Annotated in this window: 12 protein-coding genes and 1 pseudogene; 8 read left to right on the forward strand and 5 right to left on the reverse strand. The window is 72.8% G+C overall.

Annotation, left to right across the window (positions count from 1 at the left end; all coding sequences use genetic code 11):
- The 4 genes from nhaA to B1H19_RS23030 form a co-directional block, all read right to left on the reverse strand.
- Positions 1-1,401, reverse strand: coding sequence for a Na+/H+ antiporter NhaA (gene nhaA / locus B1H19_RS23015; RefSeq protein WP_083106681.1), 1,401 nt, complete (start codon positions 1,399-1,401; stop codon positions 1-3).
- Positions 1,402-1,682: 281 nt separating this feature from the next.
- Complete coding sequence (gene acs, locus B1H19_RS23020) at positions 1,683-3,647, reverse strand: acetate--CoA ligase (protein ID WP_083109816.1); 1,965 nt, start codon at positions 3,645-3,647, stop codon at positions 1,683-1,685.
- Between the two features lie 147 nt (positions 3,648-3,794).
- A complete protein-coding gene (locus B1H19_RS23025; protein ID WP_083106682.1) occupies positions 3,795-6,116 on the reverse strand; it encodes a SulP family inorganic anion transporter in 2,322 nt (773 codons plus the stop codon).
- A 276-nt stretch (positions 6,117-6,392) separates the two neighbouring features.
- Entirely contained in the window at positions 6,393-7,379 is a 987-nt protein-coding gene (locus B1H19_RS23030) for an ATP-binding protein (protein ID WP_083106683.1), read from the reverse strand.
- A 100-nt stretch (positions 7,380-7,479) separates the two neighbouring features.
- On the opposite strand from B1H19_RS23030, the gene B1H19_RS23035 reads away from it, so the two are divergent.
- Entirely contained in the window at positions 7,480-8,322 is an 843-nt protein-coding gene (locus tag B1H19_RS23035) for a Fic family protein (RefSeq protein WP_083106684.1), read from the forward strand.
- A 500-nt stretch (positions 8,323-8,822) separates the two neighbouring features.
- Here the strand turns inward: B1H19_RS23035 and B1H19_RS23040 are convergent, their stop codons facing one another.
- Positions 8,823-9,704 (reverse strand): HAD family hydrolase, encoded by an 882-nt coding sequence (locus tag B1H19_RS23040; protein ID WP_083106685.1) that lies wholly within the window; start codon positions 9,702-9,704, stop codon positions 8,823-8,825.
- Positions 9,705-10,221: 517 nt separating this feature from the next.
- On the opposite strand from B1H19_RS23040, the gene ssd reads away from it, so the two are divergent.
- The 7 genes and pseudogenes from ssd to B1H19_RS23075 form a co-directional block, all read left to right on the forward strand.
- A complete protein-coding gene (gene ssd, locus B1H19_RS23045) occupies positions 10,222-11,397 on the forward strand; it encodes a septum site-determining protein Ssd (RefSeq protein ID WP_083106686.1) in 1,176 nt (391 codons plus the stop codon).
- Positions 11,394-12,551, forward strand: coding sequence for a TadA family conjugal transfer-associated ATPase (locus tag B1H19_RS23050; protein WP_083106687.1), 1,158 nt, complete (start codon positions 11,394-11,396; stop codon positions 12,549-12,551). Before ssd ends, B1H19_RS23050 begins: the two co-directional genes overlap by 4 nt.
- A 17-nt stretch (positions 12,552-12,568) precedes the next feature.
- Positions 12,569-13,447, forward strand: a complete 879-nt coding sequence (locus tag B1H19_RS23055; protein ID WP_083106688.1) for a type II secretion system F family protein — start codon at positions 12,569-12,571, stop codon at positions 13,445-13,447.
- The gene (locus tag B1H19_RS23060; RefSeq protein WP_083106689.1) at positions 13,444-14,262 is read left to right on the forward strand and encodes a type II secretion system F family protein; all 819 of its coding nucleotides are present in this window, start codon (positions 13,444-13,446) and stop codon (positions 14,260-14,262) included. Before B1H19_RS23055 ends, B1H19_RS23060 begins: the two co-directional genes overlap by 4 nt.
- A gap of 215 nt (positions 14,263-14,477) precedes the next feature.
- Positions 14,478-14,615: a DUF4244 domain-containing protein gene (locus tag B1H19_RS23065; protein WP_418361460.1), complete on the forward strand. Its 138-nt coding sequence runs from the start codon at positions 14,478-14,480 to the stop codon at positions 14,613-14,615.
- Positions 14,602-14,979, forward strand: coding sequence for a TadE family type IV pilus minor pilin (locus B1H19_RS23070; RefSeq protein ID WP_083106691.1), 378 nt, complete (start codon positions 14,602-14,604; stop codon positions 14,977-14,979). Before B1H19_RS23065 ends, B1H19_RS23070 begins: the two co-directional genes overlap by 14 nt.
- A gap of 16 nt (positions 14,980-14,995) precedes the next feature.
- A pseudogene (locus B1H19_RS23075) lies at positions 14,996-15,229 on the forward strand (Rv3654c family TadE-like protein); the annotation flags it as partial.
- Positions 15,230-15,256 lie beyond the last annotated feature (27 nt).

A 15,256-nucleotide genomic window follows, 5' to 3' on the forward strand; every position in this document is an offset into this window, starting at 1 on the left:
TCATGCCGGACCTTCGTCCCCGGCGTGGCGCACGGCGGCCACTTCGGCAAGACGGCGGTGTTCGGCGGCCTTGGCCTCGTGGATCGCGGCCATCCGCAAGTGGTATTCGGGCTTGCCGAGTTGGTAGATGTCGGGGATGCCGTCCTGGTCCTCGTCGCGGTCCTCGTCCGCGCACAGCGCGCGGTACTTGTTGTTGCGCAGCTTGAGGAGGACGGCCGCGCAGACGGCGGCGAGCAGCGAGCCGATCAGCACGGCGGCCTTGATCTCGGCGGTGAGCGCGGGGTCGTCGGCGAAGGCCAGTTCGCCGATGAGCAGCGAGACGGTGAAGCCGATGCCGGCCAGGGTGGCGACGGCGAACACATCCGGCCACTTCAGGTCGGGGTTGAGCTCGGCCTTGGTGAAGCGGGCGGTGACCCAGGTGCCGCCGAAGACCCCCAGCGCCTTGCCGACCACCAGGCCCAGGACGACGCCGAGCGTCTCGGGGCGGGTGAAGACCTCGTGGACCGCGCCGCCGGAGACGGACACACCCGCCGAGAAGAGGGCGAACAGCGGTACCGCAAGGCCGGCCGAGAGCGGGCGGACCAGATGCTCGATGTGCTCGCCCGGTGAGCCGGACTCGCCGTCGCGGCGGTGGCAGCGCAGCATCAGGCCCATCGCCACGCCCGCGATGGTGGCGTGCACCCCGCTGTTCTCCATCAGGGCCCAGATGACCAGGGCCAGCGGGACGTAGACGTACCAGCCGCGGACGCCCTTGCGGAGCAGCACATAGAAGATCAGCAGGCCGACGACGGCGCCGCCGAGCGCCAGGAAGTGGATCTGCGAGGTGAAGAAGACCGCGATGATCAGGATCGCGAAGAGGTCGTCGACGACGGCGAGGGTGAGCAGGAAGGCGCGCAGCGAGGCGGGCAGGGAGGTGCCGATGACGGCGAGGACGGCGAGCGCGAAGGCGATGTCGGTGGCGGTGGGGACCGCCCAGCCGTGGAGCGAGCCGCCGCCGATGCCGTTGACGACGGCGTAGACGACCGCGGGCATCGCCATACCGCAGATCGCGGCGATCACCGGGAGGGCGGCGGCCTTGGGGTCGCGCAGTTCACCGGCGACCAGCTCGCGTTTGAGCTCGATGCCGGCGACGAAGAAGAACAGCGCGAGCAGGCCGTTGGCGGCCCAGTGCTGGACGGACAGGTCCAGGCCCAGCGAGGCCGGGCCGAGGTGGAAGTCGCGGACTGCCGCATAGCTGCCGCCGAGGGTGTTTGACCAGATCAGGGCCACAACGGCGGCGACGAGAAGGAGTACGCCGCCGACGGTCTCGGTGCGCAGCGCATCCGCGACGAAGTTCCGCTCGGGCAGCGAGAGCCGTCCCAGGAACGGGGGGCGACGGATCTTCGAGGGCGCGGGGCTCACGGATGACCTCCGGTCAGTTCGGCAGCTGTCGACGGCTGTTGACGTTGCCGACCAGACTTCCCGGCGCACCCTGAGATTCTTTGCGTGTTGTTAACGCGCTTCCCACTGTACCGGGCGAGTGCGAACGGTCATCCATGGGCCTCCACTTTACGGGCATACCGGACGTTCGGCCGTCGGAGTGCGTACGGCACCAGGCCGGGCCCCGGGAGGCCGCGCAGGGCGCCCGAAGACGACGAGGGGCGCCGGGCCGCATCGGCCCGGCGCCCCTGGTAAGCGGTCGCTCAGTCCTCGCTCGCCGCGCTCGGCAGCTTCGCCTGGATCAGGTCCATGACCGAGGAATCGGTGAGGGTGGTGACATCACCGAGGTCGCGGTTTTCGGCCACATCGCGCAGCAGTCGCCGCATGATCTTGCCGGAGCGGGTCTTGGGCAGCTCCGCGACCGCCATGATCCGCTTGGGCTTGGCGATCGGGCCGAGCTGGTGGGCGACATGGGTGCGCAGCTCGTCGGTCAGGCCCTCGTCCTCGGCCGCGCCGCCGCGCAGGATGACAAAGGCGCAGATCGCCTGGGTGGTCTGCGGGTCGGTGGCGCCGACGACCGCGGCCTCGGCCACCTTGGGGTGCGAGACCAGCGCGGACTCGACCTCGGTGGTGGAGATGTTGTGGCCCGAGACGAGCATGACGTCGTCCACCCGGCCCAGCAGCCAGATGTCGCCGTCGTCGTCCTTCTTGGCGCCGTCGCCGGCGAAGTACTTGCCCTCGAAACGCGACCAGTAGGTGTCCAGATAGCGCTGGTCGTCGCCCCAGATGGTGCGCAGCATCGACGGCCACGGCTCGGTGAGGACCAGATAGCCGCCGGAGCCGTTGGGGACCTCGCGGGCGTCGTCGTCCACCACGGTCGCCGCGATACCGGGCAGCGGCAGCTGCGCCGAGCCCGGCTTGGTCTCCGTGATGCCGGGCAGCGGGCTGAGCATCATCGCGCCGGTCTCGGTCTGCCACCAGGTGTCGACGATCGGCGTGCGGTCGGCGCCGATGTGCTTGCGGTACCACATCCACGCCTCGGGGTTGATCGGCTCGCCGACCGACCCCAGGACCCGCAGCGAGGACAGATCGAACTTCGCCGGGATGTCATCGCCCCACTTCATGCAGGCGCGGATGGCGGTCGGCGCGGTGTAGAGGATCGTCACGCCGTACTTCTGGACGATCTCCCACCAGCGGCCCTGGTGCGGGGTGTCGGGCGTGCCCTCGTAGAGCACCTGCGTCGCACCGTTGGAGAGCGGGCCGTAGGTGATGTACGAGTGGCCGGTCACCCAGCCGACGTCGGCCGTGCACCAGAAGACGTCGGTCTCCGGCTTGAGGTCGAAGACGGCGTGGTGGGTGTACGACACCTGGGTGAGGTAGCCGCCGGTGGTGTGCAGGATGCCCTTGGGCTTACCCGTCGTCCCGGAGGTGTAGAGGATGAACAGCGGGTGCTCGGCGTCGAACGCCTCGGGCGTGTGGGCCTCGCTCTGCCGCTCGACGATCTCGTGCCACCACACGTCCCGGCCTTCGTGCCAGTCGATGCCCTCCTGGCCCGTACGGCGCACGACCAGCACGCTGCGGACGTTCTGGGTGCCGGGCCTGGTCAGGGCCTCGTCCACGGCGGGCTTGAGGGCCGAGGGCTTGCCGCGGCGGTAGCCGCCGTCGGCGGTGATCACCACGCGGGCGTCGGCGTCCTCGATGCGGGTGGCCAGCGCGTCCGCGGAGAAACCGCCGAAGACCACCGAATGCGGGGCGCCCAGACGGGCGCAGGCCAGCATGGCGACGACCGTCTCCGGGATCATCGGCATGTAGATCGCGACCCGGTCGCCGGTCTGCACGCCCAGCTCGACGAGGGCGTTGGCGGCCTTGGAGACCTCGCGCTGGAGGTCGGCGTAGGTGAGCGCGCGGGTGTCGCCGCCCTCGCCCTCGAAGTGGATGGCGATCCGGTCACCCAGGCCGTTCTCCACATGCCGGTCCACACAGTTGTAGGCGACGTTGAGCTTGCCGTCGGCGAACCACTTGGCGAAGGGCGGGTTGGACCAGTCGAGTGTTTCGGTGGGCTCCACCGCCCAGTTGAGGCGTTTGGCCTGCTCGGCCCAGAAGCCCAGCCGGTCCGCCGCGGCCTTCTCGTACGCGGCAGCCGTGACGTTGGCATGCGCGGCCAGATCGGCGGGCGGTGCAAACCGCCGCTCCTCCTTGAGCAGGTTGGCCAGGCTTTCGTTGCTCACGACTTCTCCCATTCCCAGGGCGTCCGATGTGTCCCATGGCATAGCTCATCAGCCCGTGCCCGGCCGTGACAAGGGCTGTGGACAATTATTGGTGTAGACCTGTCAAGCCCCGGTGGTGCGCGGGGCCGTTCGCCGGCCCCGCGCAGGTCAGACCCGGGCCGCCGCCGGCGCGCCGGACACCGCCGAGAAGCGTCCCGTGGCCTCGTCGAGCACATATGCCTGGGCGTCGCCAACATGGAAATACATGCCGTGCAGCGCGAGCGATCCCTCGGCCACCCGGCGGGCCACGCAGGGGTGCGCCCGCAGGTGGTCGAGCTGTTGCAGGACGTTGACGAGCGCCAGCCGCTCCTGCTCGTCGGCCACCGGGCGGTTGTCGAGGGCGACTTCGCCCCGGCCCAGCCGTCCGATGCGCCGCATCCGGGCCAGGCTCGGGCGGCCGTGGCGCAGCCACCGGGCGAGCGGGGTCGGCTCGCCCTCCTCCGGGTCGGCGGAAGCCAGCAGCGCCCCCATCGCCCCGCACCCCGAATGCCCGCACACCGTGATCGAGCCGACCTGCAGCACCTCCACCGCGTACTCGATGGCCGCCGCCACCGAGTCACAGGAGGCGTCCGAGCCGGGCGGCGGCATCAGATTGCCGACATTGCGCACGGTGAACAGATCACCCGGACCGCTGGAGGTGATCATGCTCGTGACCAGCCGGGAGTCGGCGCAGGTCAAGAACAGCTGGGTGGGCCGCTGGCCCTCGCGCGCCAGCCGGGCCAGCTCCTCGCGCACCAGCGGGGCCGTATGCCGCTGGAACGCGCTGACCCCACCCAGCAGTTGGCTGCCGCTGCTCGCCGGGGCGGGACGATCTCCCGGGGCGGGCCGGGTGCAGTGGTGGTTGCGCCAGGGCGTCCACGGACGGCAGGAGTGCGCGCTGGCCGGCTCGGCGATCGGACGGCCGGAGCGCCCCCCGAGGGTGACCCAGCCGCCATGCGCCCGATGCGCGGCGGACCAGGTCCGCAGCGCCTCGTACGCGGCGTGGTCCATGAACGAACCGCACAGCTCGACGACGACGTTGGCGTGGGCCGGCACCAGCGCCAGCGCCCGCGTCAGCCGCGGCACCGCCAGAAACGTCAACTGCCCGCTGACGCGCACCCGGTGGCAGTCCTCCTCTTCGGTCACGGCGATACGGGTGTGTGTCAGCCTCCTCAAAGCAAGAAACACCGAAACCGCGATACCGGTTGCGACGCCGTGCAGGACGCCGAGGACCACGACCGCGCCCAAGGTGGCGGCGTACACCGGGAACTCGCGGTGGCGGTGCACATGGCGGATGTGCGCGAAGCTCACCATCCGTACGCCGACGACCATCACCAGCGCGGCGAGCGAGGCCAGCGGGATCAGCTCCAGCGTCCCGGCCAGCAGGCCCGCGCAGAGCAGCACCCACACGCCGTGCAGCACGGTGGCGCGCCGGGTCACCGCGCCCGCCTTCACATTCGCCGAGCCGCGCATCGCGCCCCCGGAGACGGGCATCCCGCCCAGCAGCCCGGAGACGGCGTTGGCGACGCCCTGCCCGGCCAGCTCCCGATCGAGCTGCGCCCGGCCCGTGGGGGCGCCGGGCCGCTCGGCCGCCAGGCGGTCCACCGCCAGCGCCGACAGCAGCGATTCCATGCTGGCCACCAGGGTGACGGTCAGCACCGCGGCGGCGAGGGCCGGCCAGGAGGCGTGCGGCAGCACGGGCAGTTCGGGCGTCCGCCAGGACGGCAGGTCGACCCGCGGCACCGCCGTCCCCGCGCTGAGCGCCGTGGCGGCCAGAACGGCGGCCAGCGGCGCCGGGACCCGGCGCGCCCAGCGCCCGCCGCGGCCCGGCAGCCGCTTCCAGCCGGCCAGGACGGCGACCGTGACGGCGCCGATCAGCAGCGCGACGGCGTGCGGGTGCTCCAACTGGCGCGGCAGCGCGGCGGCGTTGTCGAGCGCGGAGCTGTCCGGGCTGCCGCCGAGCACCACATGGAGCTGGCCGACGGCGATCGTCACCCCGATTCCGGCGAGCATGCCGTGCACGATCGCCGGGCTGATGGCCAGCGCCGCCCGGGCCACCCGCAGCGCGCCCAGGGCGAGTTGGGTCAGTCCGGCCAGCACGGTGACCGCGCAGGTGGCGCGCCAGCCGTAGCGCTGGACGAGATCGCCGGTGACCACCAGGAGGCCGGTGGCCGCGCCGGTGACCTGGAGGGGAGCGCCGCCGAGCAGACCGGCGACGATCCCGCCGACGGCCGCGGCGATCAGACCGGCCTGCGGCGGCGCCCCGGTGGCCAGGGCGATGCCGAGAGAGAGCGGCACGGCGAGCAGGAAGACGACGACCGAGGCGGACAGATCCCGGCGCAGGCTTCTGCGGGCCTTCTCGGCGCGCGGTTCGGGCACGGCCTTCGTATGGGTCTCGGCGGGATGCGGGGCGCGCGGCTTGGGCGGCGGCGACTTCTCGATCTGCGACATTCCCGTCTCCTCCGGGGCGACGCGGTCGCGCGGGGCGCGATCGTGGGCGGCGGTGTACTGCGGCGGGACGCGAGCCCGCCGGACGCCCCTTGCTGAGGGTGAAGGTCCGGCGACTCTCAAGCATCGGTAAATGGACCGTAATGTCGCGTAAAGACAAAGAGAAGCTTTTTCGTGCAAAAGACCCAGTTATTCCCCCTGTGGGGTGAAGGCGGCGACTGGATGAGCCGACGGGCGGGGCTGCCGCCCGGTGGTGCCCGTCGGCAAGGGGGGCGCGGATCAGGCGGGCTGCGGGGTGGCCACCCCCTCCAGGAGGACGAAGGAGGGGTCCACCTGGGCGGCCAGATCGGCGCCCGTCTTGGCATTGCCCCAGCTCTCGGCGTTCTTCAGGTGGAAGTGCACCATCTGGCGGGTGTAGCGCTCCCAGTCACGGCGCTCGTACGAGGCGTCCGCCGTGCGGTGCAGCCGCTCCAGCGCGATGCGGTTGACGCCCTCCAGCTGCGCGAACGGCGTCTGGCGACCCTTCTCCGCGGCCCGCACCCAGTCGGAGTGCCCCACGGCCACCAGCAGGTCCTCGCCCACCTCGGAGCGCAGATACTCCAGGTCGTCGGGGCTCTGCACCTTGTTGCCCACGACCTTGAGGGGGACGCCGAAGTCCCGGGCGTACTCCTTGTACTGGCGGTAGACGGCGATGCCCTTACGGGTCGGCTCGGCCACCAGGAAGGTCATGTCGAAGCGGGTGAACATCCCGGACGCGAAGGAGTCCGAACCGGCCGTCATATCGACGACGACGTACTCCTCGCGCCCGTCCACCAGGTGGTTGAGGCACAGCTCGACCGCCCCCACCTTGGAGTGGTAACAGGCCACGCCCAGATCGGACTCGGTGAACGGACCGGTCGCCATCAGCCGTACGAAACCGTCGTCGAGCGGCACGGTGCGCGCGCAGGCGTCGTAGACGGGGTTGTCCTCGCACACCCGCAGCAGGCGCGAGCCCTCGCCGGGCGGGGTGGTCTTGATCATGGTCTCGGCGGAGGCGATCCGCAGGTTGCTGCCGCGCAAGTAGTCCTTGATCAGCGGAAGATGGGTGCCCATCGCCGGGAGCGCGGCGGCCGCCTCCTCGTCCAGGCCGAGGGCCGCGCCCAGGTGCTGGTTGATATCGGCGTCCACCGCGATCACGGGAATGCGGGACGCGGCCAGATGCCGGATGAACAGGGAGGACAGGGTCGTTTTGCCGCTGCCGCCCTTGCCTACGAAAGCGATCTTCATGTTCACCAAGGTAGGTGGCGGACCGCGGCCGACAAGGGCTTTACGTGAAGAAGACCACTCCTTCGAGGGGTCCGGCCCGGTGGTGCGTAGGGTCGTACCCATGGCTGCACACTCCGCATCATCGAACACGAGCGCTGATCCGCTCGCCGCCCTGGCGTCGCTCCCCGGGGTCGCCGAGGCCGTGGACTCCGTACGTACCGGCGTCGACCGGATCTACGGGCACCGGATCATGCGGCGGCGCAGCAACGAGGTCAGCTCCGAGGCGGCGCTGCGCGGAGCGCGTGGTTCCGCGGCGCTGGCGGGGGCCGACTGGGAGCTCGAAGAGGTCCGGCGGCGCAGCGACTTCGGCGTGGCCGGCGAGCCGCGGACGGTCGGCGCGGCGCTGCGACTGACCGCGGAGGCCGGGCAGTTGCTGAGCGTCTGGCGGCAGTCGCCGCTGCGGGTGCTGGCGCGGCTGCATCTGGTGGCGGCCGGTCGCGATGCCGCGGACGAGACGGTCGGGCGGCCGCGGCTGGGGGCCGAGCCGGTGGACGAGCCGGTGGTCGAGCTGCCGCTGCCGGGTGCGGAGGAGGTCGCGGGGCGCCTGGACGGGCTGTCGCGGCTGCTGCTGGCCGGCAGTGAGGCCCCGGCCCTGGTGACGGCGGCGGTGGTGCACGGCGAGCTGCTGGCGCTGCGGCCCTTCGGCTCGTACAACGGGCTGGTCGCGCGGGCCGCCGAGCGGATCGTGCTGATCGGCAGCGGACTGGACCCGAAGGCCATCTGCCCGGCCGAGGTCGGGCACGCGGAACTGGGGCGCGCGGCCTATACCGCCGCCCTGGAGGGTTATGTCTCGGGCACACCGGACGGCGTCGCGGCATGGATTGCGCACTGCGGGCGCGCCGTGGATCTGGGGGCGCGGGAGAGCACCGCGGTCTGTGAGGCGTTGCAGCGGGGCGCGGCTTAACAGCGGGATAGCGGTTGGCGGAGGGCCGGCTCGGTAACGCTGAGCCCGGTCGCGACGATTTCCGGCCATCGGCATAAGCGTCGGCCGATAAGTGCCGGGCCTCGGTATAAGCACGGCTAAGGGCGCTCGCCCCTAATGGACGGCGTCCCTTAATCGCCTTTCGGCCAGTCTTCCGTCGGGATCAACGCAATTGCCCGGAAAAGGGGTTGCGGCGGTACCCGTGCTACTTGGTACCGCCGCTGGCATGTCCGTCAGGTGACCATGCGTGCACGATATTTCGCCCATCAGGTCGGAAACTTTGTCCGTCACCTGGTGCGGCTGGCCCGTAATCGACGGGTCGGCGTCGCGTGGGTGCCCGACTTTCATGCATCGGTCCGTGGGGCCTTGCTGCGTTTCTAGGTAGTCCTCTCGGATGTCCTTGGTCTCGCGGGCCGTTAAGTCCTTTGTACTACTGATACGGGGTAAGTGGAACCCCGTACCGCAGATATTTACGTTTGGCCTCAAATGCGGGGATTAGGGGCCAGGATCCGAGGCGTGCTGCGGCGGCGGCTCGCGTACCAGACCAGGCCGGCGGTGGCGGCGGCCGCGCCCACCGCCGCGACGGCCGCGAGCACCGGCCGCGGCGGCAGCGACAGCGCCGGCAGCCGCTGCCGCAGTGGCACCGGCCGGTTGAAGGAGAGCACCGGCCAGCCGCGGGCCACCGCCTCGCGGCGCAGCGCCCGGTCCGGATTGACCGCGAAGGGGTGGCCGACCGCCTCCAGCATCGGGACGTCGGTCGCCGAATCGCTGTAGGCGAAGCAGCGCTCCAGGTCGTAGCCCTCGGATGCGGCGAGTTCCCGGACGGCCTGCGCCTTGGTCGGGCCGTAGGCGTAGTACTCCACCTCACCGGTGAAGCGGCCGTCCTCACCGACGACCATCCTGGTGGCCACCACCCGGTCGGCTCCCAGGAGTTCGCCGATGGGCTCGACGACCTCCGCCCCCGAGGTGGAGACGATGACGACGTCCCGCCCGGCGGCGTGGTGTTCCTCGATCAGCGACGCCGCCTCGTCGTAAATGATCGGGTCGATCAGACGGTGCAGTGTTTCGGCGACGATCTCCCGGACCTGGGCCACATCCCAGCCCCGGCAGAGCGAGGAGAGATATTCGCGCATGCGCTCCATCTGGTCGTGATCGGCGCCGCCGGCGAGGAACACGAACTGGGCATATGCGGTACGCAGGACGGCACGGCGATTGATCAGGCCGCCTTGGTAGAAGGACTTGCTGAAGGTCAGCGTGCTCGACTTTGCAATGACGGTCTTGTCCAAGTCGAAGAACGCGGCAGTACGGGGTGTCGAGTGAGGCACGGAGTGGTTTTCCACGGGGCGAGCATAGGGGCCAACCATTCGGCGTAAGGTGTGGCGCGTGGGTTTGCCTGAGAAGGCTCTCGGGTACACCATGGAAGTCACGGATCGTTCGCGACCGTGCTAACCCGGTCCGGCTCCTCCCCCCCCGAGTCGGCCGTGGGGACGACCCCCGCTCTCCCCCCCGGCGGGGGTCGTCGCATGTCCGGACGCCTTTTGCGCCGCCAAACCCGAATCGGGCCCTTCCTGTTGCCCTGTGATGCGGTGCCCGTCGACGCGCTCCATGTGTAACGCACCGTAGTCGTCGCAGTGCTCTATGAAATCCCCTCTCGGGGTCCGCACTTCCGTCTTCTCCGCCGCGATCTCCTTGTCGGGCTTCGTCCCGCTCTGCGCCCCGGCAAGGCGCGCCTTCGTCGCTGGAATAGGTGACGGGGATATTCACAGGCTGGGAGTTGTCCACAGATTCGGGTCAAGATCCACGCGATTTCTCCGATCGCTGCACCGTAAAAGTCCGCGCGTTCGCGGAGCGACGAGTTGTGCAGCGATAGGGGGACGGAACATGACGGGATCGACGGGATCCGACCGGGCGGACCGGAGCGGGGAGGAGCGGGACGGCCCGCTGATCCTCACCGAGGACGAACGCCTCCTCGACGATCTGCTGCGGCTGTGCGCGGCGGCCGGTGCGCTGCCGGAGGTGGGGCACGGCCCGCCGGCCCGTAGAGGGGCCTGGGAGGCGGCGCCCCTGGTGATCATCGGGGAGGACTGCGCGGACCGGCTGCGCGGCGTCGGGCGCCGGGAGGGAGTGGTCCTCGCCGGGCGGGACGCAGACGATCCCGCGCTGCTGCGGCGGGCCGTGGCCATCGGGGCGGAGCGGGTGCTGGCCCTGCCCGACGGCGAGCGCTGGCTGGTCGACCGGATCGCCGACGCGGTCGAAGGCGTCGGGCCGCCCGCGCGCACGGTCGGCGTCATCGGCGGCCGCGGCGGGGCCGGTGCGAGCACCCTGGCCTGCGCCCTCGCCGTCACGGCGGCCCGTACGGGAGCGCCCGCGCTCCTGGTGGACGGCGACCCCCTCGGCGGCGGGCTCGATGTCCTGCTGGGCGGCGAGAAGGAGCCCGGCCTGCGCTGGCCGGCGTTCACGGAATCCCGGGGCCGGGTGGCTGGCGGCGTCCTGGCGGAGTCGCTGCCGCGGCTGCACTCCCTGCGGGTGCTCAGCTGGGACCGGGCCGGTGAGGCCGCGATCCCGCCGGAGGCGATGCGGGCGGTGCTGGCGGCGGCGCGGCGCCGGGGCGGCGTCGTGGTGGTGGATCTGCCCCGTCGGGTCGACGATGCGGTGGCGGAGGCGCTGGCCCAGGTGGACGTGGGGCTGCTGATCGTCCCCGCCGAGTTGCGCGCGGTCGCGGCGGCGCAGCGGGTGGCGGCCGGCGTACGCCCGGTGCTCGGCGATCTGCGGGCGGTGGCGCGCGGCGTCCCCGGGCCCGATCCAGGGCTGCCCCCGGACGAGATCGCCCGCCTGCTGAAGCTACCACTGGCCGGCGAACTGGGCTGGGACACCGGCCTGGTGGGCGACCTGGCGCGGGACGTTCCGCCGGGAGCGCAGCCGCGGGGGCCGCTGGCGCGGTTCTGTGCGGAGTTCTGGCGGCGGGTGCCGGTGCCGTCCGGCCCGCCTCCGCGGCAGCCCGGCCCGGCGGTCGGGGGGCCGGTGCTCGGGGCGGTCCGGGGAGGTGTGCGGCGATGACCGGCCGGGATCTGCTGGATGCGGTGCGCAGGCGGCTGGCCGAGACCGGGGCGGAGCCGACGCCGGCCCGGGTGGCGGTGGCGCTGCGCGAGGAGGGGCGGCTGCTGGGGGACGCGGAGGTGCTGGGCGTGGTGGCCGCACTGCGGTCCGAGATGGTGGGCAGCGGGCCGCTGGAGCCGCTGCTGGCCGCGCCGGAGGTCACGGATGTGCTGGTCACCGCACCCGACGAGGTGTGGGTGGACAGGGGCGGCGGGCTGGAGCGGGCGGCAGTGCGCTTCCGGGACGCGGCGGAGGTGCGGCGGCTCGCCCAGCGGCTGGCGGCGGTGGCCGGGCGCCGTCTGGACGACGCCCACCCCTGGGTCGACGCCCGACTCCCCGACGGCACCCGGCTGCATGCCGTGCTGCCCCCGGTGGCGGTCGGCGGGACTTGTCTGTCCCTGCGGGTACTGCGGCCACGGGCCTTCACCCTCGCGGACCTGGTGGCGGCCGGGACGCTCCCGCCGGGCGGCGACCGGCTGCTGACCGCCGTGCTCACGGCCAGGCTCTCCTTCGTCATCAGCGGCGGCACGGGCAGCGGTAAGACGACGCTGCTGACCAGCCTCCTCGGGCTGGTCGGCCCGGCCGAACGGATCGTCCTGGCCGAGGACTCGGCGGAGCTGCGGCCGGACCATCCCCATGTGGTGCGGCTGGAGACCCGCCCCGCCAACCAGGAGGGCGCCGGGCGGGTCACGCTGCGCGACCTCGTCCGGCAGGCGCTGCGGATGCGGCCGGACCGGCTGGTGGTCGGGGAGGTCCGCGGCGCCGAGGTCACCGATCTGCTGGCGGCCCTGAACACCGGCCATGAGGGCGGCTGCGGCACGGTGCATGCGAATGCGGCCTGCGACGTTCCCGCGCGGCTGGAGGCCCTCGGCTCGACGGCGGGGCTGGACCGTGCGGCCCTGCACAGCCAGTTGGCGGCCGCGCTCTCGGTCGTCGTCCATCTCGTCCGCGACCGGTCCGGTCGTCGGCGGGTCGCCGAGATCCACGTACTCGAACGGGACCGCGACGGCTTCGTGGTGACCGTACCGGCCGCGCTCTGGGCCCCGGACGGCTTCCAGAAGGCGCGTGGCTGGGGGCGGTTGCAGGCGCTGTGCGAGCGGGGTGGTGAGCGGTGACGGGGGTGGTGGGACCGATGGCAGCCGTGCCGGCGGTTGCGGCGGTGTGCTGCGCGGGCGCGGCGGGGTGGCTGATCGGCGGCCGGTCGGACGCCGGGCAGCGGCGGCGGGCGCGGGAGCTGATCGGGGGCGCGCCGGGGCGGCCGGTGTGGTGGTGGCGGCGGTGGTGGCGCGCCGGGCGCCGGGGCCTTGGGCGTATGGGGCGGGAGACCTGGTGCCTCCCGGTGGGGATCGGGCTCGGTGTGCTGGGTGCGTCGGTCGTGCCCGTGCTTGCCTCGGTGGCCGCCGCGTTCGCCGTCCGCCGGCGGTTGGCCGCCCGGGGCGCGGAGCGCGAGCGGGACCGGCGCGCGGCGGCGGTGATCGCCCTGTGCGCGGCGGTGGCGGGCGAACTGCGGGCCGGACAGCAGCCGGACCGGGCCCTGCTCGCCACCGGGGCGCCGGGCCTCGGGCCCGAGGGGGCGGCGCTGCTGGCGGCCGCGCGCTACGGAGGCGACGTCCCCCGGTCGCTGCGCAGGGTGGCGCGGCTGCCCGGGGCCGAGGGGCTGACCGGGGTGGCCGCCTGCTGGCAGGTCGCGGTCCAGGGCGGCGCCGGGCTCGCCCGCGGGCTGGAGCGGATCGCGGCCGGCCTCCGGGCCCGGCGCGACCAACAGGAGGAATTGCGAGCCCAGTTGGCGGGCCCACGGGCCACGGCGCTGATGCTCGCGCTGCTTCCGGTGGCCGGGCTCGCCATGGGCGGCGCACTGGGCGCCGATCCGCTGCGGGTGCTGCTGCACACCCCGGCCGGATGGGGCTGCCTGGTGATCGGCGGGCTCCTGGAGTGGGCCGGTGTGGCCTGGACGGCACGGATCGTGGCGGAGGCGGGCGGAGAAACGAGCGGAGAAGGGAGTGCGCGATGAGCCCGGAAGTTGTCCACAGGGTGGGGATGACGGTTGCGGTCGGGGCGGTCGTGGTGGGCGCGGTCTCGCTGCTGTCGCTGTTACGGGCCGCGCGCCGCGGCCGGACCGTACGGATGCGGGCGGGGGCGCTGTTCGGGGACGGCGGCGGGCGGCCGGCCCGGCGTACGGGGCGTACCGGGCGTGCGGCGAAGGGCGGCGGGTGGCTGTGGCGGGGGTTGAAGGAGTGGCTGGGGCCACTGGGTGTGGCCGCTTTCGTGATCATTCTGGTCGATGGAGTGGCCGGTGTCCTCCTGGGCCCGGCGGCGGGCTATGGCGCCCACCTGTGGCGCGCACGGCAACGGGCCGCGGAAGCCGGACGCCGGGCCGAGGCCGCGGTGCGCGCCGAACTTGCCCCGGCAGCCGATCTGTTGGCGGCCACGCTGGCCGCCGGGGCCGGGCCGCAGGAGTCGGCCGAGGCGGTCGGCCGGTCGCTGGAGGGGACCGTCGCGGCGCGCCTGCGCCAGGTGGCCGCGGAGCTGCGTCTGGGCGGCGAACCGGCCGTCGTATGGCCGCGGTTGGCGGCCCTTCCCGGCGCCGAGGGGCTGGCCCGCTGTTTGGAGCGCGCCGGGATATCGGGGGTACCGGCCGTCGAGCCGGTGGCGCGGATCGCGGCGGAGCTGCGTGCGGAGCACGGCAGAACGGCGGCCGCGCGGGCCCGGCGGGCGGGGGTGCTGGTCACCCTGCCGCTGTCGGCGTGCTTCCTGCCGGCGTTTCTCACGCTCGGAGTGGCGCCGGTGCTGATCGGGCTGGCGGGCGGACTGCTGGGCCGTAACTGAGAAGGACAGGCACGGAGTTCGGACGGGCCACGCCTTCCGGGCTTTCAGGGCCTCCAGGACCTCCAGGGCCTTCACCAACTCATCAAGTCTCACCAATTCAGCAAGCCATCAATTCAGCAAGTCACCAATTCAAGGGGGTTGGCATGTTTCAAGAAATCTTTCGAGGGTCCCGACGGTGGTGGCACCGGCTGCGCACCGCTGGGGCGGACCGGGGAATGGCAACGGCCGAGTACGCCCTGGGCACGGTGGCGTCCTGTGCCCTGGCGGCCGTGCTCTACAAGGTCGTCACCAGCGGCACGGTGGCCGGGCTGCTGCAAGGGGCGTTGGAGAAGGCGTTCCATGTCCGGCTCTGACGCCGCGCCGCGGCGCCGGGTCGTCCGCGATGCGGGAATGGTGACGGCGGAGACGGCCGTGGTGCTGCCGCTGCTGGTGGCGGTCGCGGCGACCCTCATCTGGGGCCTGGTGGCCGCCTGCGCCCGGATCGAGTGTGTGGACGCGGCGCGGGCCGGGGCGCGGGCGGCCGCGCGAGGGGAACCGCGGGCGGCGGCCCTCCGGGCGGCGCGCCGGGCCGCCCCCGAGGGCGCCCGGGTCGCGCTGGCGCGCGAGGGCGATCTGGTCCGCGTACGGGTCGAGGCCCCGCTGCCCGGCCCGGGGCGGCTTTCGGCCCACGTCACAGGGGAGGCGGTGGCTCTTGCGGAGGAAACGGTGGGGAGGTGAGGAAGGCTCCGCGACGGTGTGGACGGTCTTCGCGGCGGCGGCGCTGTGCGCGGTCTTCGCGGCCCTGATCTCCGTGGCCCAGGCCGTCACGGCACGCCACCAGGCGGCCGCCGCCGCGGACCTGGCGGCGCTGGCCGCCGCGGACCACGCCCTCCAGGGCAGGTCCATCGCCTGCGCGGCGGCCCGCCGGGTGGCTGCGGTGCAGCACACCCGCCTGGTGCGCTGCACTGTGGCCGGGGCCGTCGCCGACGTAGCGGCCGAGGCCGGGCGCGCTCCG

The organism is Streptomyces gilvosporeus (assembly GCF_002082195.1).
GTDB classification, from domain to species: domain Bacteria; phylum Actinomycetota; class Actinomycetes; order Streptomycetales; family Streptomycetaceae; genus Streptomyces; species Streptomyces gilvosporeus.

Excerpts from the sequence above, each read along its gene's own strand:
- B1H19_RS23025 (WP_083106682.1), bottom strand. The coding sequence starts at position 6,116 with ATGTCGCAGATCGAGAAGTCGCCGCCGCCCAAGCCGCGCGCCCCGCAT.
- B1H19_RS23030 (WP_083106683.1), bottom strand. The coding sequence starts at position 7,379 with ATGAAGATCGCTTTCGTAGGCAAGGGCGGCAGCGGCAAAACGACCCTG.
- B1H19_RS23035 (WP_083106684.1), top strand. The coding sequence starts at position 7,480 with ATGGCTGCACACTCCGCATCATCGAACACGAGCGCTGATCCGCTCGCC.
- B1H19_RS23040 (WP_083106685.1), bottom strand. The coding sequence starts at position 9,704 with ATGGTTGGCCCCTATGCTCGCCCCGTGGAAAACCACTCCGTGCCTCAC.
- ssd (WP_083106686.1), top strand. The coding sequence starts at position 10,222 with ATGACGGGATCGACGGGATCCGACCGGGCGGACCGGAGCGGGGAGGAG.
- B1H19_RS23050 (WP_083106687.1), top strand. The coding sequence starts at position 11,394 with ATGACCGGCCGGGATCTGCTGGATGCGGTGCGCAGGCGGCTGGCCGAG.
- B1H19_RS23055 (WP_083106688.1), top strand. The coding sequence starts at position 12,569 with ATGGCAGCCGTGCCGGCGGTTGCGGCGGTGTGCTGCGCGGGCGCGGCG.
- B1H19_RS23060 (WP_083106689.1), top strand. The coding sequence starts at position 13,444 with ATGAGCCCGGAAGTTGTCCACAGGGTGGGGATGACGGTTGCGGTCGGG.
- B1H19_RS23065 (WP_418361460.1), top strand. The coding sequence starts at position 14,478 with ATGGCAACGGCCGAGTACGCCCTGGGCACGGTGGCGTCCTGTGCCCTG.
- B1H19_RS23070 (WP_083106691.1), top strand. The coding sequence starts at position 14,602 with ATGTCCGGCTCTGACGCCGCGCCGCGGCGCCGGGTCGTCCGCGATGCG.